Source organism: Aureliella helgolandensis (assembly GCF_007752135.1).
Lineage (GTDB): Bacteria > Planctomycetota > Planctomycetia > Pirellulales > Pirellulaceae > Aureliella > Aureliella helgolandensis.
On record NZ_CP036298.1, the window covers coordinates 3,711,138 to 3,736,933 of the forward strand.

The 25,796-nt window shown below is 55.4% G+C and carries 17 protein-coding genes; 8 read left to right on the plus strand and 9 right to left on the minus strand.

The window, feature by feature from the left end:
* Positions 1–77: 77 nt before the first annotated feature.
* Positions 78–3,098: an exo-alpha-sialidase gene (locus Q31a_RS13265; RefSeq protein ID WP_145078366.1), complete on the plus strand. Its 3,021-nt coding sequence runs from the start codon at positions 78–80 to the stop codon at positions 3,096–3,098.
* 58 nt (positions 3,099–3,156) lie between these two features.
* Positions 3,157–4,164, plus strand: a complete 1,008-nt coding sequence (locus tag Q31a_RS13270; RefSeq protein WP_145078370.1) for an alpha/beta hydrolase — start codon at positions 3,157–3,159, stop codon at positions 4,162–4,164.
* Positions 4,165–4,185: 21 nt separating this feature from the next.
* Here Q31a_RS13270 and xerC read toward each other — a convergent pair whose 3' ends face one another.
* The 7 genes from xerC to Q31a_RS13305 form a co-directional block, all read right to left on the minus strand.
* Positions 4,186–5,088 (minus strand): tyrosine recombinase XerC, encoded by a 903-nt coding sequence (gene xerC, locus Q31a_RS13275; protein WP_145078373.1) that lies wholly within the window; start codon positions 5,086–5,088, stop codon positions 4,186–4,188.
* 23 nt (positions 5,089–5,111) lie between these two features.
* Complete coding sequence (locus Q31a_RS13280) at positions 5,112–5,375, minus strand: hypothetical protein (protein WP_145078376.1); 264 nt, start codon at positions 5,373–5,375, stop codon at positions 5,112–5,114.
* Between the two features lie 416 nt (positions 5,376–5,791).
* A complete protein-coding gene (locus Q31a_RS13285) occupies positions 5,792–6,883 on the minus strand; it encodes a hypothetical protein (RefSeq protein ID WP_231691189.1) in 1,092 nt (363 codons plus the stop codon).
* 624 nt (positions 6,884–7,507) lie between these two features.
* Positions 7,508–9,070: a bifunctional GNAT family N-acetyltransferase/carbon-nitrogen hydrolase family protein gene (locus Q31a_RS13290; protein WP_145078379.1), complete on the minus strand. Its 1,563-nt coding sequence runs from the start codon at positions 9,068–9,070 to the stop codon at positions 7,508–7,510.
* Between the two features lie 8 nt (positions 9,071–9,078).
* The gene (gene speA / locus Q31a_RS13295) at positions 9,079–11,001 is read right to left on the minus strand and encodes a biosynthetic arginine decarboxylase (RefSeq protein WP_145078382.1); all 1,923 of its coding nucleotides are present in this window, start codon (positions 10,999–11,001) and stop codon (positions 9,079–9,081) included.
* Positions 11,002–11,089: 88 nt separating this feature from the next.
* The gene (locus tag Q31a_RS13300) at positions 11,090–12,490 is read right to left on the minus strand and encodes a sulfatase family protein (protein WP_145078385.1); all 1,401 of its coding nucleotides are present in this window, start codon (positions 12,488–12,490) and stop codon (positions 11,090–11,092) included.
* 195 nt (positions 12,491–12,685) lie between these two features.
* On the minus strand, positions 12,686–13,654 hold the full coding sequence (locus Q31a_RS13305) for an amidohydrolase family protein (RefSeq protein WP_145078388.1): 969 nt from the start codon (positions 13,652–13,654) through the stop codon (positions 12,686–12,688).
* 351 nt (positions 13,655–14,005) lie between these two features.
* On the opposite strand from Q31a_RS13305, the gene Q31a_RS13310 reads away from it, so the two are divergent.
* Positions 14,006–15,202, plus strand: coding sequence for a dicarboxylate/amino acid:cation symporter (locus Q31a_RS13310; RefSeq protein ID WP_315851665.1), 1,197 nt, complete (start codon positions 14,006–14,008; stop codon positions 15,200–15,202).
* 337 nt (positions 15,203–15,539) lie between these two features.
* On the opposite strand, the gene Q31a_RS13315 is transcribed toward Q31a_RS13310, so the two are convergent.
* The gene (locus Q31a_RS13315) at positions 15,540–16,937 is read right to left on the minus strand and encodes a Gfo/Idh/MocA family protein (protein WP_145078391.1); all 1,398 of its coding nucleotides are present in this window, start codon (positions 16,935–16,937) and stop codon (positions 15,540–15,542) included.
* A gap of 648 nt (positions 16,938–17,585) precedes the next feature.
* On the opposite strand from Q31a_RS13315, the gene Q31a_RS13320 reads away from it, so the two are divergent.
* Complete coding sequence (locus Q31a_RS13320; RefSeq protein ID WP_145078394.1) at positions 17,586–18,917, plus strand: Gfo/Idh/MocA family protein; 1,332 nt, start codon at positions 17,586–17,588, stop codon at positions 18,915–18,917.
* Between the two features lie 110 nt (positions 18,918–19,027).
* Here Q31a_RS13320 and Q31a_RS13325 read toward each other — a convergent pair whose 3' ends face one another.
* Positions 19,028–20,416 (minus strand): SGNH/GDSL hydrolase family protein, encoded by a 1,389-nt coding sequence (locus Q31a_RS13325; protein ID WP_197356800.1) that lies wholly within the window; start codon positions 20,414–20,416, stop codon positions 19,028–19,030.
* 335 nt (positions 20,417–20,751) lie between these two features.
* Between Q31a_RS13325 and Q31a_RS13330 the strand changes: the two genes are divergently transcribed.
* From Q31a_RS13330 to Q31a_RS13345, 4 genes are all read left to right on the plus strand, one after another.
* Positions 20,752–21,552, plus strand: a complete 801-nt coding sequence (locus Q31a_RS13330; protein WP_145078400.1) for an endonuclease/exonuclease/phosphatase family protein — start codon at positions 20,752–20,754, stop codon at positions 21,550–21,552.
* Positions 21,553–22,159: 607 nt separating this feature from the next.
* Positions 22,160–24,187: a CotH kinase family protein gene (locus tag Q31a_RS13335; protein ID WP_145078403.1), complete on the plus strand. Its 2,028-nt coding sequence runs from the start codon at positions 22,160–22,162 to the stop codon at positions 24,185–24,187.
* Between the two features lie 59 nt (positions 24,188–24,246).
* Complete coding sequence (locus Q31a_RS13340) at positions 24,247–25,020, plus strand: polyphosphate polymerase domain-containing protein (protein ID WP_145078406.1); 774 nt, start codon at positions 24,247–24,249, stop codon at positions 25,018–25,020.
* Entirely contained in the window at positions 25,013–25,729 is a 717-nt protein-coding gene (locus Q31a_RS13345) for a DUF4956 domain-containing protein (RefSeq protein WP_145078409.1), read from the plus strand. Before Q31a_RS13340 ends, Q31a_RS13345 begins: the two co-directional genes overlap by 8 nt.
* The last annotated feature ends 67 nt before the right edge of the window (positions 25,730–25,796 follow it).

Below are 25,796 nucleotides of genomic sequence, written 5' to 3' on the forward strand. Positions count from 1 at the left end.
GATTCCTCAGTTCCGCATGAGCCGAGTGTTGCTCGCAAGCCTTCACCAAGATTACTCCCGCCTAGAAATCCCTCCCAATGAACTTATCGCGAATTTGCTGTCTAGTTTTTGCCACATCGCTGCTTGGCACGATGGGGAGTTCTCTGGCTGAAGAGGACTGGAAGCTTCAGCCCTTGAAATACAACAACCCAGGACTCGAAGTCGACTTGGGCGTAGGTTTATGGGCTTGGCCCATGCCTATGGATTACGATCTTGATGGGGATATCGACTTGCTGGTGGCTTGTCCCGACAAGCCGTCCAATGGTGTCTACTTTTTTGAAAACCCGACGCAGGATCGTCACGATAAAGCACCTGTGTTTCTACCTGGAGTTCGCGTGGGAGCGACGACACACAATTTCCAGGTGAGCTATGTTGACGATCAGCCAAGGATTCTAAAGCCAGGCTTCGAATTTCCGAGGGACGCGAAATCGGGTCAATTCGACTTTTCGCATCCACAGAAAATCTACCCTCGAAGCAATGTGCATCCCAACAACGTGCGTGGCAACATGTGGCGCTATGCCGACTTTGACGGGGACGGCGACCAGGATTTGGTAATCGGTGTAGGAGACTGGATGGAGTACGCCTGGGACAACGCCTACGATGGGCAAGGTCGCTGGCACAATGGCCCGTTGCGAGGTTACGTGTATTGGATAGAAAACGAGGGCGATGACGCAACGCCCAAGTATTCGGATACCCCGAGGAAGCTCACTGCCGGGGGGAACGCCATTGATGTCTACGGTTGGCCCTCACCGAACTTGGCGGATTTCGACGGGGATGGAGATTTGGACTTGTTGTGCGGTGAGTTTTTAGACGGCTTCACCTACTTCCAAAACGTTGGCTCGCGGACTGAGCCTGTCTATGCGGCTGGTGAGAAACTGCAAGACTCGGTTGGCGAGCCTTTAGTGATGCATTTGCAGATGATTACACCAACGGCTTTCGATTGGGATGCCGATGGCGATCTCGATCTGATTGTCGGTGATGAAGACGGACGCGTTGCGTTGGTCGAGAACACGGGGGCCCTCGCTGGTGGTGCTCCCGTATTTAATCCGCCTTCCTATTTTCAGCAGGAGGCGGACACTCTGAAATTTGGCGCATTAGCAACTCCCTATGCTTACGACTGGGATGCCGATGGGGATCAAGACATCCTCTGTGGAAACACGGCAGGCAACATTGCGCTGTTCGAAAACTTGGGCACCGAGGGAGACGCCACTCCAATGTGGGCGGCCCCCAGTTTAATAAATGTTCAGGTTGGTGCCGATGCTTCGAAAACTCAGCCTTTCCGCATCATGGCTGGGCCTAGTGGATCGATTCAGGGGCCCGCGGAAGCCAAGTGGGGCTACACTACGTTGACGGTGGCCGATTGGGACAACGATGCGGACCCCGACATCCTCTACAACTCGATCTTGTCCCGTGTGGGGCTCCTCCGCAATGAGCAGGGGCGGTTGATTGACACCGCCTTGGACACTGGGGTGCTCGAAGCGCCTCCCAAATGGTATTGGTGGAAAACTTTGTCGAGCAATAGTCTGACTCAGTGGCGCACGACGCCAGTCGCCGTTGATTGGAACGCTGATGGAGAACTCGATCTCGTGATGCTCGACCAGGAAGGGTATTTGACGCTACGACCTGGTGGCGGAGAAGCTCAACGCATTTTCATCGATGAACAGAATCGCCCCATGCAATTGAATGCGAAATCGTGTGGGGGATCAGGTCGGATTAAGTTATCGGTCGTGGATTGGGACGGTGATTCACGGCTCGACATTTTGGTCAATTCTGAAAACGCAACGTGGTACCGCAACTGTGAAGATCGCGATGGGCGAGTTGTTCTGAAAAAGATCGGAAATTTGGCGCGACGCAATGTCGCCGGTCACACCTCGAGTCCGGCGGTTTGCGACTTCGACGAAAACGGTAAGCCTGATTTGTTGGTGGGGTCGGAGAATGGACGCATCTATTTCATCGCCCACGAGGACTGTGTCGCCTACGCGCCAGAGCAATTGACCGCTTCACCAGCGGCGGTCGCCGGGAAGCCTAAGTTCCCCGGTTTTGTAAGTGACGAGTTCATCTACACCAAAGCCAGCTTTCCAGAATGTCATGCGTCCACAATTGTGGAAACCAGTCGCGGGTTAGTAGCTGCTTGGTTCGGTGGCACTCGTGAGAGTCATGAAGATGTGGGGATTTGGTCGAGCTATCATGACGGCAACGGTTGGTCCTCTCCCAAAGAATGGGCGAATGGTATTCAGCACGATTCGCTGCGTTATCCCTGTTGGAACCCTGTGCTGTTTCAGCCACCCGGCGATGGCCCGACTCTGCTGTTCTTCAAGGTTGGTCCCAATCCGCGAGAGTGGTGGGGCGAGATGATGGTCAGCTACGATCGTGGACGGACGTTTACGGATCGACGTCGATTACCCGAGGGAATTGATGGACCGGTTCGCTGCAAACCCATCCTGTTGGACGATGGGCAAACGCTGCTTTGCGGCTCGTCCACCGAATATGACGGATGGCGAGTTCATTTCGAATCCATCGACTTGGTTGGCGGAGTTCCCAGCGGGAATTGGAAGCGAGTGGGGCCCATCAATACGGACGATCGGTTCAATGCAATTCAGCCAACATTTTTGGTGCATGCCGACGGTCGCATCCAAGTATTGAATCGGACTAAGGAAAGCGTCATCACGTCAAGTTTCTCAAGTGATGGAGGAGAAACGTGGTCTGAAATGCAAGCCATCGACATGCCCAACCCCAACTCTGGAATCGATGTCGTGACGCTCCAGGATGGACGCCAGTTGATGATCTATAACCACCTGGGCTCAGGCGATACCGGTTGGGGGCGACGCGGATTGATCAACTTGGCCATCTCAGACGACGGCATAAGTTGGCGCAAAGTTGGTGTTCTGGAACAAGAGGAAAAGGCAGAGTTTAGCTATCCAGCGATTATTCAGAGCGCGGATGGTATGGTGCACTTGACTTACACATGGAAACGCAAGCTCATCAAACATGCGGTAATTGATCCGCAAGAGATTGAAGTAGGAGAAGAACTTTCCGTCGGCAATTGGTTCGCTGAATAAGAAGGCATTCGAAATCTCGTATCACAACAATTTGCTAGAACGACAGGTGAGGTTTGCTATGCGTCATGTTTTGAAGTTGTGCGCCGTAGTGTGTTTGGCAGGCATGGGGCAGGCTGATTGCGGGTATGCCCAGACAGCCGGAAGCGATGCTTTTTATCAGTTGGGGCCCGATTCGCTCCGTCAGGAAGGAGTACCTCACGGGGAAGTGCTTGGGCCGTTCACGCTTCCCAGTGAGGCCTACGAGGGCACGCAACACACCTATTCGGTCTACGTGCCCGCTCAATACCGAGAGGATAAGCCGTGTAGCTTAATGATTTTCAACGACGGGCATGCCTTTCTGGCGGAGCAGGGCAGTGCGCGCGCTACCAACGTGATCGACAACTTGCTCCATCGGCGTGAAATCCCAACGATGATCGCCGTCTTTATTAACCCTGGACGAACTCCGGATCAACCCGAGCCGAGCGCGAGTGAATGGGGAGATCGAACTACCAATCGTCCCACGGAGTACAATAGCCTTGACGACAGGTACGCTCGGGTGATTGTCGACGAACTTCTGCCTGAACTCTACGCCCAATTCAATATCTCCAAAGAGGCCCAGGATCACGGTATCGGTGGATGTAGTTCCGGCGCGATCGCCGCATTCACCGTAGCATGGCATCGGCCCGATCAGTTCAGCAAAGTTCTCAGTACCGTGGGCAGCTTCACCAATATTCGTGGTGGGCATGAATACGCGGACATTGTTTTGAAGAGTGAGAAGAAGCCGATACGCGTTTACCTACAAGATGGTCGCAATGACAACCGAGGTCAGCGGCGCGGTGGACAATACGATCCCAAATGGGACTGGTTCTTGCAAAACGTGCGTCTCATGCAAGCGTTGACCGAGAAGGGCTATGACGTCAATTACAACTGGAGCATCGGGACCCATGGGCTCAAATCTGGTGGTGTTCTATTGCCCGAAATGATGCGTTGGTTGTGGCGTGATCACGCAGTCTCCACCGATGTGAACGATCGCATTGAACGGTCGTTTCACGAGGCCGCGATTCAAGAGTCGGCAGTAGCCCGCTGAGTCAAACTGCTAGGAAGATCTTCAACTGCGTGCTCGAGGGTGTGCCTTCAAGTAGACTTCGCGCAGATTTGCGGTCGATAGATGGGTGTAGATCTGCGTCGTAACGAGGCTCTTGTGTCCGAGGAGTTCCTGTACGCTGCGGATGTCTGCTCCGCGATCGAGCAGGTGCGTGGCGAAACTGTGACGCAAGGTGTGCGGAGAAGTGCGAGTATCGAGTCCGGTTTGGAGGATGTACTTTTCGAGCATGCGTCCAACGCTGCGCGTGGTCAGGCGATTTCCAAATCGATTCACGAAGACCGGAGTTTGGCGTCCTAAATCGGATGCGGAAGAGACGACTCGCACGCGTTTGTATGCGTCGAGTGCCTGGAGTGCGTAGCGCCCCATTGGACTCAACCGCTCCCGCCGACCTTTTCCACGGACTCTGGCAATCTCATCCTCGATATCGATATCGCCGTCGTTTAACCCAACGACTTCGCTGACCCGCAAACCAGCGGAGTACATCGTTTCAAAGATTGCTCGGTCGCGCAAGCCTTGAGGGGTCAACTTCGGAGGCGCATCGAACAGTTGGCCAATCTCCTCACCGGTCAGGAAATGCGGTAACTTTCGTTGCCCTCGTGGATTGCGGAGTGGCTTTGCCGGGTTGGAATCCGCCAGATTCTGGCGTTGGGCAAAGCGGTAGAAGCTGCGCAGGGATGCTAACTTGCGTGCAATGCTGGTGCGAGCGTAGCCCGCTTCGTGCAATGCCGCGGTGTAGGCGCGGAGATCTCGCGGTGCTATTTGCGACGGCTTGACTCCTGCGCCGAGTTGATCGGCGAGGTAGTCAGCGAGATCCATGAGGTCTTCACGATACGATTTGACCGTGAATTGCGAAGCATTCTTCTCTACTGCTAGGTATTGCAAGAATTGGGCAATTGCACTGTGCATTCTCGTTCCTGATGCGCTCGAAGTTAGATCATGTCCTCTTCGTGTCGATACGAAAACCGCGTGTTGTACTTCTCGCGGATTTGCTCATTGAGCCTGTCGTCCTCGGCACCCATTTCACGAATCTTTTTGCTCATCACGGCAGCGTCGTACCAAGAGAAACTCAGTGCGGGATCGGCTGCGTAGCGGCCCAACATTCGCAAGGTCTCAATTCGGTTCTTGTCATCGTAGAGGAATACATAGCGTTCCTCACCTTTGACCATTGCCAGGACGTTAATTTCTTTGTTCATGCCTTGCCTCCCTGCTGCATGAGGTCACTGTGCTTGATCTTTTGCAAACGCAGAAATCGTATTCGATTGAACCGAGTGCGTTTACAAAAGAATGCCCGTAAGTCGAGATCTCTGAGGTGCAAAATCGCAAAGAGCTACCAATCCGCCGTCGAGCCACTAAGTGACGAACGGATTGGTAGCTTTACTGCGGTTGGTTTTCAGCTGTAGCCACCGAGTTCAAACGGAAGGGGCCTCTCCCAAAGCAAAACGCTTCCGTTGGCGTGGTTGGCTATTGCAGCTTTCGCACCTGCGAGGTTGATGAGCGTGCCAGAAACTGGAGTGGTAGCCCCCGTGGAATCGATCTGATGATCTGTTCCGAGGAAGCTACTACTGACGGTTTCTGTTCGAGTGCCTTCGAACTCAACAACCTCAGCGACTTACCGTGTGTATCGGTCGAGAGGCCACCTTAAGATCAAGCGGCTTTCGTCTTGTCCGCCCCGCGCAATGAGCGTTTCGGAGAGATGGAGATAGCAGCAGAAACGTATAAAGTCTTCGCTGCGTTGGAGATACGCTTGCCACCCACCGAAGCGGGCGTCGTCTCGGAAGTAAAAATACTCGGATAACTGCTCGGTGAAACTTTCGTCATGACCGTTAAAGTTGCGCATGTGAGAGATGATTGGATCGTGCTGGACCCTGAAATCAGGCCGTTTGGAGCTGGGCGGATCGGGGAGGAAGCCGCGTGCGTCAGGCCAGTCTGCAGGAAGTTGATCGCTAGAGTTTGCCCATTGCTCAGCCTCGCCGGTTGCTAGCAAATCTCCACCGGCTAGCTCGGGAGCAACGACCACCGTCTCGCCGGGGAGAGGGGCTTCCCATGAAATGGGAGCCACTTCAAGCTGGCCAGCAGGTAAGCGGTCCTCTGGCATGATTGGCTGAGGTGCAGGTTCAGGTGCAGGCACCGGAGCGACCTGCAAAGGAGGAGCTTCTGCAGCAACGTCAGCGGTGAGGAGTGGAGTCTGAGTTTTTAGTTGCTCCACGGCCAGCGAGCGTTGGGCTTCGGAGTGAATCCACGTCGGAATCTCCTTTTCACGCTTCGTTCCCCAAGGGAGTCCATACCCTGGAAGCACTGGGTGAAACGCAGGATTCGCGGCATACCAGTTAACGGCCAGGGACATGCGAGGAGGGTAATAGGAGTCGTAATCAGTGATGGAGCCAATGAGTACGGCATCCACATCTAGATAGCGCGCGAATTCCTGGAAATGCTCGCCCTCAGAAAGCGGGCCTTGGTAGGTTGCTAGCTTGGATTTGACGACGCCCAGTGGAAGGACTTCAAAGCCACGAATGGCCTGGACCTCGTTCATATAAGCCAACGCGACGCGTTCGCCGCTGAGGGTGGGATCTTCGCTTTGGTTAAAAAAGGGAAGAACAGCCACTCGCTTAATTTGCGGAAATGGGTTCAACAACTGAGGCTTGTGCCGCACATCGGGAAACAGACTGCAACCGGTTGCAGAGACAAGAGTCGCTGCAGCCACGAGGCAATATGCTAATCCAGGGAGGGACAGCAAACGCTGATTGGGTCGAATTGACGGGTGTCCGGTCGAAGGCACGCCGGATTCCTTTACATGCGAACGAGTGTAATTGAGAAACTCTGTTCGCCAAACCTCAGACGGGAACTTGCATTCCCTATGAAGTGCCCCCCATGGCACAACGTAGAATTGGAATCGGCACAATCGGTACAATTCCTTTAGGCGTTTCATCCCGTAATACTAGGAAACCTGCGGAATGCTAGCAACTGAGGCCTCGCAACTGAGGCTTCGTGTCCAGCAGTGCGACGCAGGGTGGCAGGGGCGGCAGCGGGGACGCTGGCAATCCACAGATTGGGGCTGATTGGCTGTCAGAATCAAGCGGGGAGAATCGCAGCGAAGCAATGGTTCTCCAGACGTGTTGTGGTTGCCTTAGAGGGTTGCTGCTCAGCCTGACGCGAATCAGCTGCCCACGGAGCATCGCTCGGGCGAGGCAACGGCTGAATCAATTGTGCGGGCCGGTGCCTGCCGGTTGGGATAGGGGGGCCGGTCGGGACAGGGGGGGCCGGTCGGGAAACGCGAAAACAGGGAGCAAGAGCTGCCCCCTGTGCTCTGTATGGTCAACCCGGCCGCTTAGAATTCGGAATCTGTCTCCAGCGACTTGACGGAGTAGAGGTCGCGTCGTCGATCCTTCCAATTGGTGACGCTTCCCTGCTCTCGGTGTCGGCGGAGCAGCTCCAAATCAACATCGTGAATGATCACCGTTTCGATATTGGCATTGGCTTCGGCACCAATGGCATCGCGAGCGAAGGTGACGTCGGCTGGCGTGAGAATTGCGGTTTGCGCGTAGTGGATGTCGGCGTTTTCGACGAACGGCAGATTGCCGGTACAGCCTGCGATCGCGACGTAGACGTGGTTTTCGATACAGCGGGCGGCTGCACAGGTTCGGACGCGCAGATAGCCATTGCGTGTGTCGGTATTGAAGGGAACAAAGAAGATATTGGCACCTTTGGCCGCCGCGATTCGTCCAACTTCCGGAAATTCGCTGTCGTAGCAGATTTGGATCGAGATAGGACCGCAATCGGTATCCATGACCTCGATGGAGTGTCCGCCGGTAACCCCCCACCAGCGACGTTCACTGGGAGTGATATGCAATTTATATTGCTTGGCGATGCTACCATCACGTCGGAAGAGGAATGCGATGTTGTAGAGGACGTCGTCCTCCACCACGAAATGGGAGCCACCGATGATGTTCGTGTTGAACGCGACCGCCATATCGGTAAAGAGCTCGAGATACTGAGGCGTGAATTCAGACAGGGCGCGTGCAGCGCTGCCGGGGCGTTGCGCGGGCATGCACGACAGGAGCTGGGTGGTGAAAAGCTCAGGGAAGAGCAGGAAATCGCATTTGTAATCGCCAGCTACGTCGACGAAATAGCGGCTTTGGCGCGCAAACTCATCAAAATCGGCTACAGCCCGCATCTGGTATTGGACGGCGCCAATTCGCACCGGCTCAACGCTTCTGCGATGGCGTCGAGCGCCCTTGAGTCGCAACTCAAAATTCTTCCATTCCAAGAAAGTAGCGTAGCCACAACTTTCGACATCCGAGGGCAAGTAATTGTCAATCAACCCTTGGACAGAGAAGCCGTTGGCAATTTGAGCCGTGAGGACTGGATCGAAAATCGATTTGTCGACGACCCGATCGACATACTCGCGGGCAGTCATCTCGTCGGCATGCTTGCAGTAGCCGGGGATACGGCCTCCGATGATGATTCTGGCGACATTGCGTTGTCGGCAGAATTCCTTCCGAGCTTCATAGAGTCGGCGTGACAGACGCATACCTCGGAAATCGGGATCGACCATGATCTCGATGCCGTACATCGTGTTTCCATCCGGCTTATGGTTGCGGATGAAGCCCGAATCGGACGTCTTTTTCCAATTGTGCCATTCCAACTCGTCTTCGTAGGACAACAGCAAGCTGCTGCAGGAAGCGATGACGCGTCCGTCACACTCGACGACAAACTGCCCCTCGGGGAAGTGTTTAAGCTGGCTCTCGATTTGGGCTCGAGTCCACAATTCCATCTCTGGAAAACACTTCTTCTGAATTTCTACAAGTGTCTCAAAGTCCTCAAGTCGGGTATTTCGGACGACTAGATTCCATTCGAAATCGGCTAAATCGAGATTTGCCTGATCCTTCATTATTGACTTTACAGTTTGGGACGAGTGGAAAGATAAGTGTAATTGTTGAGGGCGCGTTCGTAATAGGCCACGGTTTCACCCGCTTGTTCGTTATCGATAGCGCCGGCTTGCACGGCTTGCTCAACGGCCGTCTGCAAATTGTCAAGCAACTCACGGTCTTCATACTGTACATAGCTCAAGACTTCTCGAACAGTATCACCCTTGACGATTGATTTGACTTTGACTCCCTGTTCGTCCAAATCGACGTGAACGGCGTGGGTGTCACCAAATAGATTGTGGAGATCGCCGAGTATTTCCTGGTAGGCTCCAACCATGAATACGGCCAATTGGTAGGGTTGGTCCGCGACCAATCCATGAAGTTTTAAGGTCGCTTGCCGCTTGCCATTGCAGGTGAAGGCATCGACTTTGCCGTCACTGTCGCAAGTGATATCCCCTAGTACTGCATTGCGAGTTGGGCGTTCGGCGAGACGATGGATGGGCATGATGGGAAACAACTGATCGATGGCCCAAGAGTCAGGCATCGATTGAAACAGTGAGAAGTTGACGAAATAGATGTCTGAGAGCATGGAGTCGAGGTGCTCGATATCCTCGGGCATGGCATCGAGTGAAGTGCAGTGGTCTTGGATGCGATGGCAGATGGCAAAGTAAAGATTCTCGGCCGCGACGCGTTGCTCCAAGGGTAGATAGCCCCCACTGAACAAATTCATGCACAGGTCTAAGGAGACCTGAGCGTCGTGAAAGCTTTCACGCATATTCTTTTCGTTCAACCCATCGAAGGCGTACCACAGGTCGTGGACCGGTTGTTCATAATCTTCTGGTACCGCGACGGGTGTTGATTCCACGTTGCCTTGCGCGGTGACGCCCAGGGTTTCCATGACTAGCAGGCTATGTTGAGCCGCTACAGCGCGTCCGCTCTCTGACAGGAGTTGGGGATGGGGCACACTCGCCTCGTCACAGACCGTTTGCACGTGGTAGACGACGTCATTGGCATACTCTTGCATCGAGTAGTTCATGCTGGATTCGGTGTCGGTTTGGGAACCATCGTAGTCAACTCCCAGTCCGCCACCCACGTCCAGGTATTGCAAGCCGGCACCTCTGCGGAACAAGTCGACATAGATTCGCGATGCCTCAAGGATTGCTGATTTTAACTGCCGTATATTGCCGATCTGGCTGCCGACGTGGAAATGCAGCAATTGGAAGCAGTCGCCCATACCGCATTCGACCAAGCGATCGAGCTGCCCTAGCATCTCAGACACCGTCAAGCCGAACTTGCTGCGATACCCCCCGCTGGCCTGCCATCGCCCCGATCCGCGAGTCGCCAATTTGACCCGCATTCCGATGGTGGGACGCACGCCGAGCAGTTCGGATTGCTTGAGGATGAGGTCGAGTTCGCTAACCTTCTCCACGACGGGAATGACCGTTCGACCAAGCCGCTGCGCCATCAACGCCATGCGGATAAACTCTTCGTCCTTAAAGCCGTTGCAAATGATCGGCATGTTCGGGTCGGTCATGGCGATCACGGCCATCAGCTCGGGCTTGCTACCCGCTTCCACCCCAAAACCATAGGTGCGGCCATGTTCAATGATCTGTTGGATTACCTCGCGTTGCTGGTTGACCTTGATGGGGAAAACGCAGCGGTAGCGATTTTGGTAATCATGATCGGTGATGGCGGTGTGGAAACAATCGTTGAGCCGTTTGAGGCGATCCGCCAGGATGCCGTTGAATCGAATCAGGACGGGCAATTCCAACCCACGTTGGCTGAGTCGGTCGACGAGTTGTTTGAGGTCGATCGAATTGTCTGGATTGCGATCCGGTGAGACGCAAACGGAACCATTGGGGGAAATGTGAAAGTACCCGTCACTCCAACGTCCGATGCCGTAAAGCTCGTTGGAATCCTCTATCGTCCATTGTTGCAACGCTGATGCACTCATCGATTTATTCCAAGGAGCAAAACGGCTTATTAAATAGTTCCTAGTCCATCGATGAAAGGGGCCCAACCTGCTCCGGCCCAGAGGATCTCTACTTTTTCTGCAGGCTGGGGTGAGCAGCATTGATCAGCCGCTTCCCCGATTCACGGTCAAATCCGTCGGGAGTCAACTGACTCTGTCCCGGAAATGCATCTTCAGTCTCCATTTGCCAGCCAGCTAACTTGGCACGCATTTCGGCCAGGACTGCCGCAAAACGCGCATCTTGGGCCAAGTTCACTAGGCAGTTGGGATCCAGCACCGAGTCAAACAAAAACTCCTCAGGACGTGGAGATTCGAAACATTCCAACTGAAAAGCAGTCAAACGATCGCTTCCCTTGAGCTCTTGCATCTTGCGGAACGTGGCCCCGGTCACCGCATCAGCGGGAGGAGTGCCCGCCAATTGGGGAAGCCAGTTGCGGACGTAGCAGTATTGCGTGGTTAAGACACTGCGTTCAAATGCCTGGTAGTCATGCCAGTTATGTTCCGCGAACGCTTCGGTTCGAATTTCAGCCGTCGCGGAGTCGAGCAGGTCGACAAAACTCTCTCCCTGGAATGTGGCGAGCGGTTCAATGCCGGCTAGTTCCAGAATGGTTGGAGCGATGTCGACAGAGCTGACCAACTGCTGCGACGTGCGACCTGCTCCAATTTTCGCTGGCCATCGCACGAGAAACGGTGTGCGTACTCCAGGGATGGTTACGCGAGTTTTGCAACTGGGGAAGGGACGCCCATTGTCGCTTAGGACCAAAACGAACGTGTTTTGGGAGACTCCCTGCGACTCCAACTCCGCTAGCACCATTCCCACATGTTCGTCAAATCTCGCGATCTCGTCGTAGTACAAGGCTAGATCGCGGCGCACTTCCGGTTCATCGGGCAGGAAAGGGGGCACGACGACATCTCGCATCGCTTCGTGCGGAATCTCAATCGTGCCACTCGCATAGGGACGATGTGGGTCGGTGTGTGCCGCCCAGAGGAAAAACGGTTGATCGCGCGGCCGCGATTGCAGAGCCTCTACCCACGCCTGTCCCATTGCTTCAGGACGCGAATCGCGCCGATAACTGACTTGATCAACAACGGCGCCACCCAAATGCCACTTGCCTACTGCTGCAGTCCAATAGCCCGCTTGCCCGAGCGGCGACGTCAGCAGTTGGGCATCGGCCGGTAGTGGCAAGTGGAGTTCACCAGCGCCCGTTGCGTGAGGATAGCGTCCCGTAAGGATTGAGCAGCGACTGGGGCTGCATGAAGAGCATGTCAAATAAGCCTGGTCAAAGCGGATGCCTGCATCGGCAAGGTTGTCTAGGTTGGGAGTTCGGATGTGGGGGTGCCCGTAGGCACCGCTATCTTCCCAGGCCATATCATCGGCGACGAAGATAACAAAATTCGGCCGCTCCTGACCGCTTACCGCTCCACAGGTCAGTAGCCCCCACAGGAAGAGCATGCTCGCACAGCGACTCATCGAAATTCTGCTCCAAGTGAAGTGGTGCTGCTCATCGAAGTTGCACATCGTTGAAAGGGACTTCTGTTTGTGGGATCTGAGAATGGCCAAACGCCGCTCGAGTGACCTCGTTTGAGTGGGCTTCCACTGCGGGAAGGTAGTTTACGCAATAGGTCAATGCAAAACTACCTGCTACAGGCTCCCGCCTGGCAAGGATTAACTCTCTCCACCGAAGTTAAAGAGTTTCATTGCGTTGCCGCCCAGGACCAAGTTTTGTTCCGCGGCGGATAGATGCGGAAGGTACCTGCGCGCCGTCTCAAAGGCCGCTTGGTAGCTAGTTCCCGTTGCCTCCGCGTTGAATCCACCACCATAGAGCATCCGCTCCGGGCCAAAGGCTCGGGACAGCTGCAGGATGACCTGGCTAGGGTCTCGGTGGGGATAGGAAGTGGTGGCAGGGATCGACGAGAGCTTGATCACCGTGTTGGGGAGTTCCGCCCACTTAATGACCACCGCGTGTTCTTGCGGAGTTCCCTGAAAGGGCCTGCCGAGATGATCGATGATCACCGTTGTGTCCGAGAACTCGCGGATCAATGGTTCAAATCCGGGTGCATAGCGTGGTTCAAAATGGAGTTGCACGGCCAATCCTAAATCGGCGGCCACCTTCCATAGGTCTCGCAGTTCCGGCTGGCCAAACGGCGGCAGACGTCCGGGAGCGTAGGCATGGACGCGCGCCGCCACAATGGGCAGGCGAGTGGACAAGTCTCGCAATTTGGCGGCAGCATGGGGGCGATCGGCAAAGACAAGGCACGTCCCCTTTAGCCTGCCGTTGCCGATCTCTAAGCAGTGCTCTAAATACCGATGGTCGTCTTGATAGGGTTCGGGGTGCACCACCACCGCATAGGCGACCCCGGCCTCGTCCATGCACCTGAGCAGATGTTCCGGCGAAGCGACCGCTGTGGGACGGTAGGGAGCCCGTGCGTGGTAAGGAAAGCGAAGATCCTCGCTGCCAGCGAAACAGTGCAGGTGCGTGTCGACCAGCTTGGAGTTCGAATTTTCACTTGCCAGCAACGCTGGCGTGCCTAGGGGAACCAGCGCGGCAAGCGTGGATAGTGCGGCCGTTCGCTGGATAAACGCTCGCCGAAAGCTGAGCTTGGATTGCGAGCTTGTTGTCGGATCGTCAGGCATGGAAGACTACTTTTCTAGAGGCCAATATCGTTGGGGAGGAACCGCCGGGAATGGAGGGAGGCCGGTTCAATCGACTTTTGCTGTGGGATTGTCAGGGAGGGCTCCTGAAGGATCGCTGTGGTGAAGCTCGAATTTTCGCAACAGTGAGGCCGGCGCCACAGAAGGATTGTCCACTATGGTACCTTAAATGCCCTCGGCAGTGCCTGTTCCCCACGCCATCTCCCTATTATCCATTTCTTATCCATCTCCAGGAAAGTTCGCATGATGCGACCCAACGATGCTTCGCAAGTCAGCCCATCCAAAGGCCTAATTGCCAAGTGGAACGCCTTGCAATTGTACTGACGCATCCTTATCGCATTGTTGATCGGAGTGATCACCGGATTGTTGATCGGGCCGCATGCGATTGTCTTCGACCTGCCGAGTAAGATCATCTTGCAGTTGTTGGGAGCCTTGGCGCCACCTCTAATCTTGATTGCGGTGACTCATGTTTTGATGACAACGGAGATCAGTGGCCGCACGGCTGGTAGACTTGCCGGTCTCTTACTGCTGAACACGACTGTAGCGATCATGATTGGGCTTGGAGTTGCCAATATTCTACGGCCCGGCAGTTGGTCAAAACCAGCGGAGATGGGTGGCGGCTCCGCGGAGCATGCTGGCGAAGGTGGCGTTTCGCCGGTAGATTTGCTGGTGCAGAATGTTCCCAAGAGTCTGTTTGGACCGTTGGGGGATAATTCGAATATTATCGGAGTGATCTTTATTGCCATTGCTTTCGGTCTGGCACTGCGGTCGGTTCGTTCCAAGCCGATTGGAAACGTTCAAGACTTGGTCGAACTCTCCTACGAAGTGTTGTTGAAAGTCCTGCATTGGATCATTGCGCTCGTTCCTCTAGGGGTGTTTGCGGTCGTGGCTAAAGTTGTCGGGACGGAAGGCTTTGGACCCTTCAAGGCGATGGGGGTATTTATTGTGGCCGTCCTAGTGGCTTTGGCGTTACAGACCACGTGGTACATGGTTCGCATTCGGCTCTTCTCCTGGGTTCGGCCGTGGACCATGTTGAGTCAAATGCGCGACGCGTTGGTCATGGCGTTTTCCACGGATAGTTCGACGGTAACCATGCCCGTGACCTACGCATGCTTGAAAGACAAAGTGGGCGTTCGCGAAGAGTCTGCCAGCATGGGAGCTCTGGTGGGCGCGAATTTCAACAATGATGGGACCGCGCTATACGAAGCGATGGCGGCGCTGTTCATTGCCCAAATGATCGGACAGGACCTCAGTGTCACGCAGCAATTGATTATTGTGCTAACTTCCATTATTGCCTCGGTGGGAGCCGCGGGTATTCCGGAAGCTGGGTTGGTGACGATGACCTTGGTCTTTTCCGCCGTTGGCCTGCCGATTGAATACATCGCATTACTGCTGACCGTGGACTGGTTTCTCGACCGTTGTCGAACCACGATCAATGTATTGGGGGACGTGAATGTTAGCTGTTTGCTCGATGGGAAGACTCGGCATGTTCCGGCAGCGGACACGCCTCCGCCGAGTGATGCTGCTTAAAATCCTAAGTAGGCCGTTCAGCCGCGAGCTCGCGCAAGTTGAAAGAAGCTGACACCGCCGAGAGGCGGTGTTGAGGACTAGGATCGCCGAGAAATCCGCCTGCGGCATCGCGTGAGGGACATGAATTCCGCACTCATCCGCATTCGCTTTGGATGCCAAAAATCGCACTTCGACTCGGCTGGTAGCCGCAGCCAGTGCGATCGTGCGGGTGTGGCGGATTGCGATAGGAACAGCCACGGCACGCGCGGCTTGCAAAAGCAGCAATCCCGGCGCGACGTGACGTGATGAAGCGGTTGGACGCGCAGCGCGATCGGCCGTTTCGCAGCGTTTCCGAGTTTTATAGGTCTTCTAATTTCCAGCCATCTCGTGGCTGGCGGCTGACAAAGCGATTGGCAGCTTCTACATTGGTAACGCGCATGGCCTTCGCATCCCACTCGATAGGTGCGCCAGTCCGGTAGGCGACATTGCCCAAATGGTTGGCTTCGGTCAGAGGACCCGCGTAGCTAAACGGGCTGCCGGTTGGAGTTCCATGCCGGCAGGCATCGAGCCATTCTTGGTGATGGCTGACAGGCACCGGCAGCGTTTCTGGTGGCGGTACGAAGTTTTGGAATTGGTCCTCGGGAAGCAAGAGGTGTTTTCCGTAGTCGGATAACAGCATTCCTTCCGAGCCGATGAAGAGCGCGCCGCTGTTCCACTGCGGAATTTTGCCCATTTCCCAGAGTTCGGGTTTAAGAGCCCCCTGATACCAAGTGAGTCTGCAGGCAGGCATCGCTCCACGGGGACCGTATTCGTAGGTCGCGGACATTGACGCGGGGGCGAGCTCTGCGTGCGGAGGGGGACCATCGGCTGTGACACTCAATGGTGCATCGAGGTTCAACGCCCAGAAGGGAAGATCGTTCCAGTGGCTGCCTAGGTCCGACATGGTGCCGCTGCCAAAATCCCACCAGCGGTACCACTTGGGGCCAGGGAAGTAGACTTCGTGGTAGGGTCTCCATGGAGCAGGTCCCAGCCATAGATCCCAATCCAGAAATTCAGGTGGCTTCATTTTTTGACTGGGTTGTTCCGTGACATAGACGATGTCGCCATGCTGCTTGGCGTAAGCTTCATTTTGCAACCCCCAAGCGCGGCCGACCCAAACATGGGTCTCATGCACATCGCCGATCGCACCGCTTTGGATTAGCTCAACCACGCGGTGATAGTTTGCATTGGCATGAATCTGAGTTCCCATTTGCGTGGCAACCCCCGCTTGCTCAGCAGCCAGGGTAATCGCTCGCGATTCTGCAATGTTGTGCGTCAACGGCTTTTCGCAGTAGACATGCTTGCCGAGTTTGAGAGCCGGCATCGTGGCAAAGGCATGCGAATGTTCGGGAACGCTTACCACGACCGCGTCGATATCATCGGCGTGCTCGTAGAGTTTCCGATAGTCCGTGTACTGGCGCGCGTCGGGATGCAATTTCTGAGCCGCGTCCAAGCGCCGTTGGTCCACATCGCAGATGGCGACGGCCTCGACGCCAGGATCCTTGGTGACGGACGCGAGGTTGCCACCTCCGCGTCCTCCCACGCCGATGAAGGCGACTCTCAAGCGGGTTGGGGCCTTTTCGGCCGCGTGCAGGCCCTTCGATATTCTGGGAAGTGAGCATCCTGCGATGGCACCAACTACAGCGGATTTGGCGAAATCTCGGCGCAGCGTCTGCTTGGGACTTCTGTCGGGGGTGGGACGATGGGGGGAGTTCATGCTTGTTTCCTATGTCGAAATGGAAATCGCCAGCGATGGGTGGGGATGTCAGTGGCGGAGGGGAAAATCACAACAGCACCCATTCCCTCAGCCTCGCAGGAGGACCTCATGCAGACTGATCTGAAGGAAGCCATTGGCCTGGACCGCCTGCACCGCGAGTGGCCTCGGGGCGGAGCTTGAGGAGGGATGCTCTCTCTTGCCTCCGCCTACTGGCGGCGATTTGTCCAGTGGTGCGGAGACGCGTAGAGTCGCAGCGCAGTATACACGAGCGGCATGCTTGGTTCCAATCGTCATCGTGAGCTTCGCTTCGAGCTCACACGTGCCGCTTACTCGGCTGACTTTCCTACTGTTCGATGGGGCACTGATACACCGATCGTACTACGGTAGCCAGTCCAGCACTCTGCGAAATATTTGGCTGTTTCGAAAATTCCAATACTGAAAGGAGTCAGTACGCCACCGATAATGGTTACGATAGATAAAGTTTAACAGGCCCGGTTTGAAGCATGCGTTAGGAAGTGGGCTTGGCGAGTTTATGCTTCCTCTCGCCGCATCCCTCGCGTGCCACAAAACGTTGTTAGCTACCGCTTTTATTACCTGAGTAAGCCGCATCCAAATTCTGGCTGTCTCTATTTTCCATCGGAGCGAAATATGACCGATCCCGCCTCACAGAGTTGTAGTAGTGGTACCAAGAAACTGAGTGCCATTCAGCGTAGAACATTTGTAGCCACATCCGCCTCGGTACTGGCCGCTGGTGTGTTTTCCAGTCGTTCGGTGGCGCAGTCGAAATCCGCCAACGAAAAACTGAATTTGGCATGCGTTGGCACCGCCAATCGCGCGGATGCTGACATTCAAGGAGTTAAGCATGAACAGATCGTTGCACTTTGTGATGTAGATCGCAATTTCCTGTCGGCTAAGTCAAAGGTATTCCCGGATGCCGCTACCTTTGAGGATTATCGCGAGATGATCGACAAAGAGGGCGATCGCATCGACGCCGTTGTGATTGGTACCACCGATCACCATCATGCACCTGCAACCATGCACGCTATTAAAGCTGGCAAGCATGTTTATTGTGAAAAACCATTGACGCACACGGTCGCCGAAGCACGCATGATTGCCGAAGCAGCCAAGGCCGCTGGTGTGGCGACACAACTCGGTACCCAGATCCATGCTGAGAATAATTATCGTCGAGTCGTGGAAATCGTGCAGGCCGGAGCGCTTGGCACCGTGACCGACGTCCACGTATGGGTGGGTAAGGGCTGGGGCGGTGGTGATCGTCCCGAGAAAGGCGATCCCGTACCGGAGAGTTTGAACTGGGACTTATGGCTCGGCCCAGCACCAGTGCGACCGTATGCCAATGGTCGCTATCATCCCGCCCAATGGCGTCGCTGGTGGGACTTTGGTCAAGGAACCCTCGGGGATATGGGGTGCCACTATATGGACCTCCCATTCTGGGCGCTCAAGTTGCGTCACCCTTCTCATGTAGAAGCAGAAGGCCCCGCTGTGCATCCCGAGACTGCACCCGAAGGATTGACCGTACGTTACAAATTCCCTAAGACGGACGTTGCACCGGCGATCAACATGACTTGGTATGACGGAACCAGCACTCCCAACAGAGTCATGGGCCAGCGCGTGCCAAACAGTGGAGTTATGTTTGTGGGTACCGACGGCATGATGTTCGCCGACTACGGTTCCTACAAGCTGTTTCCGGCGGAAAAATTCGCGGACTTCCAGCCTCCTGCTAAATCGATCCCTGATTCGATCGGCCACCACCGAGAATGGCTCAAAGCTTGTCGTGACGGTTCGCCGACAACCTGCAACTTTGACTATTCCGGTGCGTTGACGGAAACGGTTCTGCTTGGAAATGTAGCCTTCCGCAGCGAAGCCGGCTTTGGCTGGAATGGCAAGGATTTGAAGGCTGACACCGATGCGGCACAGAAATTGATTAGCAAGTCGTATCGTGCTGGATGGGAATTGACCTAATTTCCACAGCTCTGCAATTTTCCTGAATTCAACCCAACGCCCCTTGAGACATTCAAGGGGCGTTTGGCTTTAGTACGAACAGGTTTCCACAATTTCCTAGTTCCGAGTTCCTAGGACTCAATCGCTTCGATCACAATGCGATGAGTTACCGGTTGCATGGCTTGCTGGACTGCTTCTACCAACGGTAGACGGGCTGCTTCGGTTTCCTGCACGGCATGGGGGAAGTTTTCTTTACCCTGTTTACCGTGGAAGATCTTTTTTACTTGGGTCGTTTCGTAAGCCTGTTTGGCAGCCACCGCCTCATCCACTTGCCGAAACGCTTGGCAAAATGGATTCTGTTCAAAGTCAGCGGCCAAATTGACTCCCGCAGCGAGTTCCGCTTGGCCATAGACTCGAGAGTTTTCACCCCAAGTGATGCGTGCCTTGGCAGCTTCCAACCCATCGACTTGTAAGGTGAACCGATTCAGTTCGGCATCGAAGGGCACCAGCGTCAATCCGGAGCGAATCGAATCATCTCGATCGACTGGTCCCTCGCCGCAGAAAGGGTAGCGAGAGCTGGTGATCGTCAAGGCATTTCCGCTAAACTCATCGACTGCATGTCCCTCAGAGGCGGTCGCTTGGTTGTTGGTTAGATCGATGTGGAAGTTGCCGATTTGGCCATCCAGTCCCATCGCATGCAGAAAGCCGTAGGCCATCATGACTTGTCCAGCCCAACCGGGGTGAATGCCGTCCTCGCCAGCCACGTCGTATTTGTCGTCAGCCGTAGAATACTTTCGATCTGCCAGCACGCTCGCTTGATACATGGGCCAAAAGAGATCGGCAAACCGAACATTGTGTTGCTTGCTGACTTGGATGCCAATGTCCCTGAGTGCACAGAGATGGATGTTGTGTTCGTCGAGTGTACCGGCGCGACTCTTAACCCACGTGGCAAGCTTGCCGGCGGGACCAGGGGAACCGAGAATGACGCGAGTGCCCGCTTGTTGAAACTTCTGCACAATGGCAGTCAAGTGGTCTTCAAACCATTGTCCGTTCGTGGCATCGTAGGGGCGGTATCGCGCGTCATTCATGCCGTAGCAAAGCGTCGCTATCGTAGGGTCGAACGTGAGGCAATCGCGATCCATACGACGCAAGAATCCGTCGGTCTTTTCGCCGCTCCAACCGTACTGGCGCACCGAGATCTCCAGTTGTGGCGCGCAGGCGGCTAAATAGGTTTCAATCAGACGAGAGTACTTTTTCTGCTCGGTGATGGAATCACCACAAATTGCCAAACGATCGCCGACCTTCAAATAGAGCGTGCCATCGTGTTGGGGAGCTTTGCGAGGATTGAATTTGTCGAATGCAGGGTCCGCCGGCTTCGCTTCGTATTCGTAGGGACCGAACGTCACTGCAGTGGAAGCAATCCGTTCCTGGCTCGATGCGGTGCTAAGCAGGCTGGTCCAAGCCATACTCAGGCTCAAAGTGAATAATGCCGAACGCTTTAGAAAGGACTTGGATCGCATAGAAGGTAACTCGTCAGGTGGGGGAAGCGGAGTGGGTGGATGAGCAGCAAGGCTCAACATATACCGTCGAGGCTTAATGGTCGACAAATGCTCGTCCCTCAAGTCTAAGGTGTTTGGTGGAGCACATGCAATTGGTCAAACGGCACAATTTCGGATCTGTCTTGGCGGGCCCCGTCTTCGGGAGGAAGTGCATGAGGGCAGGATCCCGTCGAGGCGATTAGTTTTAGATGGGTTGGACAATTTCGGATTGGCACAGTTTTGGTATGATCGCACCTTGAGTGAATCTCACTGGTTGGCTTTGGGGTCATGCGTCGTTCGTCGAGAAGGAGTTGCAGGTGTCATTTCGTAGTTGTGCAATCGCCCTACTGGTCGCTGTTCTTGGGGTACCTACCGGGGCGGCCATGCGCGCCCAGGATAACTCTGCGGAGCAGGACGTAACGTTGCGGGTGCTGAGTTACAATATTCATCATTGTGAAGGCACGGACGGCGAGCTTTCGGTCAAACGCATTGCAGACATCATTCGCGCATCGAATGCTGACTTGGTCGCACTGCAAGAAGTCGATCATACGATGACCCGCAGTGAGCAGGTCGATCAGCTGGCTGAGCTTGCGAAATTGACAGGTTTGGAAGGTCGTTTTGCCAAGGCAATTGACATCCAAGGCGGCGAGTATGGACAGGCGGTACTCTCGCGTTTTCCCATTACCGAATTCTCCGTCCATGAGCTGCCTGGTTTGCAAGGTCGAGAAACCCGAGTGCTGGGCATTGCTCAAATCGACATTAACGGAAGCCAATTGACGTTCGCCACCACTCATCTTGATCACCAATTGTCCGACGTGCGGCTGAAGCAGGCGATCGAGATCAACCGTTTAATGCCCAAGACCGATCGGCCAGCCATCATTTGTGGGGACTTCAACGCCGTCCCCACTTCCGCCACCATGCTTGAAATTCAGAAGCTGTGGACACTGGTTATGGGGGAACAGCCGATAGCCACCATTCCGTCAGGTAAACCAACGCGTCAAATTGACTTTGTAGCGGTCAAGTCTGCCGAGCGTTTCAAGAGCGTGTCGTTGGAAGCGTTGGACGAGCCGATAGCCTCGGATCATTTGCCTGTCTTAGCGGTGGTCGAGCTTCGTTGAAAGACGACCTGAGCTAGGGCCGTTACGCGGAACTGCTGAAATCACACAATGTCTCTTCGCGGACACTTCTAAGCTGCTCTTCTGGGATGCGGCCAATTTGCCGATTGCGCCGCGCCCAATCCGTTTTCGTCCTAGTGAATGGGGTCAGCCAGGATTGCGCGTTGGCGGTAGATCTTTAGCGGCTCGTCTGGTTCCGCAAATGTTCGGGGCGACCAAGATCGTCCTTGAAAGTCGCCTTCCCAATCTTTGGAGTGGCAGCAGCCACCCCGGTCATGCTGGCGCCGCGGCCTCATATCTGGGGAAGCTGTTCTTCGAGGAGTCGGCCTGTGTTGCGAGGCTCTTTCGTGGTGAAATGGCGAAGCGTGGCCTACAAGTGTGAGTGCAACCTCCCCAGCTGGAAGCCGGCCCCCCTTCCATTTGCCGAACCTCTGCACCTCACTAGCGCCGTCCCTAAAGACGTCTTCGCAGGACCGGTTGAGCGGCACTTAGGAAAATTTTGAAATTAGAGGGATTTTGCGCGGCGGTATGGAAAACGTTTCGCAACTGTCCTAGTAGGAGCGGTTCGACCACTGATTATCCTTCTCGTCAAATTTTCGGAAACAATACTATGCGCAAAATCTTCAAAGCTTCGCTGCCCTTGCTCGTCTTTACGTTGCCCAGTCTGGCGTGTGCCCAGCCGCCCGGCGGCCCCGGTGGTGAGGAGGTGAAGCTGGTCGAGCAATTTGACCAGGATCAGAACGGTTGGCTGAATGTTGAGGAGCGAGCGGAAGCTCGGGAGTACCTCAACGAAAATCCAATTGCGCGGGGAGGACCGGGAGGCGGCCCCCGGGGACCCGGCGGATTTGGTGGACCTGGTGGCCCTGGAGGACCTGGAGGCCCCGGAGAATTTGGTGGCCCTGGCCGTGGAGGCCCTGGAGGACGGTTCGGGCCACCGGATGGCGAGCCAGGGTTTGGTGAAGAGGGTTTTCCACCTCCTGGCTTCATTCCGCCAGAGGGTGGGTTTGGTCCTCCTCCCGGCGCTGGTTTTGGCCCGCCTGGCGGACGCCGAGGTGGTCCTCCTGGCGGCATGGGAGGCAATCGGCCCGAAGCCAAGCCAGGGAAATCCATTGCAAAGTCTAGTGTGCAGCCCCTGACCGGTGAGCTTTACGATGCGTCGGTGTTGCGAACGGTCTTCATCGATTTTGCTAGTGAAGACTGGGAAGCTGAACTTGAGCAATTTCATGGGACCGATGTGGATGTGGAAGCCACCATCACCGTGGATGGTAAGGAATATCCGAACTGCGGAATTCACTTTCGTGGGATGTCTTCCTACTTCATGGTTCCCACCGGTTACAAGCGGTCGCTCAATGTCTCTATGGATATGGCCGACTCGGAACAAAAGCTGTTGGGCTATCAAACGCTGAATCTGCTCAATTGCAGTGGTGATGCATCGATGCTCAGCTCGGTCCTCTATTCTCATATCGCACGGAAGTATACGACGGCCCCGAAAGTGAATTTCGTGCGCGTCGTCATCAACGGTGAGAACTGGGGGATTTACTCGAATGCTCAACAATTCAACAAGACCCTGCTCAAAGAGAACTACGGCTCGGGCAAAGGCGCTCGCTGGAAGGTAAGTGGCTCGCCACGAGGCCAGGGAGGCCTGGAGTATTTGGGAGAGGATGTCTCCGAATACGAAAGCCGCTATGAAATGAAGTCAGGTAAGGATGAAGCGTGGAGCAAGCTCATTCATTTTTGCCGCGTACTCAACGAGACACCAATCGAAGAATTGCCAGTCGCACTGGAGCCGATCTGCGATGTTGACGAATTGCTTTGGTTCCTAGCGCTCGACAACGCGCTGATCAATAGCGACGGATACTGGATTCGTGCTAGTGACTACAGTCTGTATCTGGACAAAGACGATCGGCTGCATTTCATCCCGCATGATATGAACGAGGGCTTTCGGCAGGCTGGCGGACCCGGCGGACCCGGCGGACCCGGCGGACGGCGGGGGCCTGGAGGCGGCATGCGTGGCGGACGACCCGGGGAAGATGAACGAGGTGGTGAACGAGGTGGTGAACGAGGTGGTGAACGAGGACGCGGCGGTCGTGGCGTTGGAGAAGCGGCTCCGCGAGATCTGGCCGGAGAACCTCCACGTGGCGGTCCCGGTTTGGGTGCCCCAGGTGGACGAGGCCCTGGATTCGGAGGTCCTGGATTTGGTGGGCCCGGATTTGGTGGACCCGGAGCTGGTGGTCCTGGAGCAGGGGGGGGATTGGAGCTTGATCCGTTGATCGGACTCGACGATCCGTCCAAGCCACTACGCAGCCGAGTTCTGGCGGTGGACAGCTACCGTCAGCAGTACTTGCAGAACGTGCGGCAAATTGCAGAGGAGTCGCTGGACTGGAAGGAATTGGCCCCATTCGTCAAGTCTCAAGTGGCACTGATTCGCAACGAAGTCAAGGCCGACACACGAAAGCTGTCCACGTTCGAAGAGTTCATTTCGCTGAACAGTGAGCGCGACGCAGCGGCCAGTGCTACGGAGGAATCAACGGGACACGGGCCAGGGCACGGTGCGATGAATCTTCGCGAGTTCGCGGAGGGGCGACGCGCCTACCTGCTCAAAGCGACTGAGGAAATAGGCCGCTCTGATGAGGAATAGTCGTCTCGCCTGAGACTTGACTGGTTCCCAACACACCTTCTAGCACAGAGATTTCACCCATGATTGCAAGCATGATGCACTCAGCAGACTCCCTCGGACTTACGAGCCTCGCTCAACGCAGGATTGAATTAAAGTACACGGTCGACGCTCGCCTGGCGTCTGAAGTTCAGCAATGGGCGCGTGAGCATTTGGAAGCTGACGAGCACTGCAGCCCGCAGAGTCTCGACAGCTACGAGGTCAGCACCCTGTATTTCGATTCGCCCGCGTTGGATATTTACCATCGGACCCCTCAATCCGATATTTCAAAGCGACGCATTCGCCGGTATGGAGCGGAATCCACTCTGTGGCTGGAAGTTAAATCGAAAAAGCAGAACGTTGTGAAGAAGCGACGTTCTGCTATCGCGGCCGAACAACTGCAACCGCTTGCGGTAGCAACGCAAGAATCAAGGCTGGAGTCCGAGGGGGAGGAATGGGACTGGTTCGCACAACTTCTGATCGAAAAGCAGCTTCAACCGATGGTGCTTGTCCATTACCGCCGGTTTGCGCGTGCAAGGTGCGCCGACGGTGAGAGCCTGCGATTGACCATCGATACGCATATGCAGGCCAGCACTTGTCGCGAATGGAACGTCCATCACCGTGGGGCCAGCCCAGCTTATGATTTGGGCGATACGCAGATACTGGAACTGAAGTTCAATAACAATATGCCGTTTCTATTCAAGCAACTGCTGCAAGCCTTTCCAATCCTCTCCGCCAATTTTTCAAAGTATCGAACGGCTGTAGGGAAGTGTGAAATCGCTTCTGCTCCTCTGCTTGGAAGGGACACGGATGCCTGAATGGCTGACAGTCGAAGTGAGTGCGACCAATGTGAGTCTGCCGACGCTTGTGCTCCGCTTGACACTGGCTTGGCTCGGTGGGCTGATTGTGGCTGCCATAGCGGTCCGGCATCGCGAGTCGCGCACCGACGCAACTTTGTCCTTGACTCTCGTGCTGATGTCGATTTTGATCGCCATGGCGACCCAGATTATCGGGGACAACGTCGCCCGAGCCTTCAGTCTGGTCGGCGCTTTGTCGATCGTGCGATTTCGGACCGCAGTGTCAACGACTCGCGATGTGGCGTTTGTGTTGGCCGCCGTGGTCGTCGGGATGGCCATCGGTGCTGGACAATATACCGTCGCCGCCCTAGGCTTGCTGATCGTCGGATGCGCAACGCTCATCCCTATGGGAGCCAGAATTCGCGAGGGTGCAGCGCAGGCTTCGAGCAGCCCATCTAAGCAGGGACGCGGCGGTAGCGGGGCCGCCTCTCCCGCACCCGGCGAAATGGAGTTGCGGCTTCAGGTCGGGCTCCATGGTGATCAGAATTGGACGGAAGAATTGCAACGGCGAACGAGCTACTGCGAATTGATCGCCGCCGAAACGACTCGCAAGGGAAGCGCTCTGGAGTTTCTGTATCGCGTGCGATTGCTGGAGAATTCCGACGCAGGACAGTTGGTCGCAGCCCTCAATTGCCTGCCTTTGGTCGAATCGGTCGCGCTCAAAGTCTAGAGCGGCCCTTCCACGCGCGGGATGGTTGAATCTCTCGCGCCACATGAGGCGTGGGATGCCGTCGGTG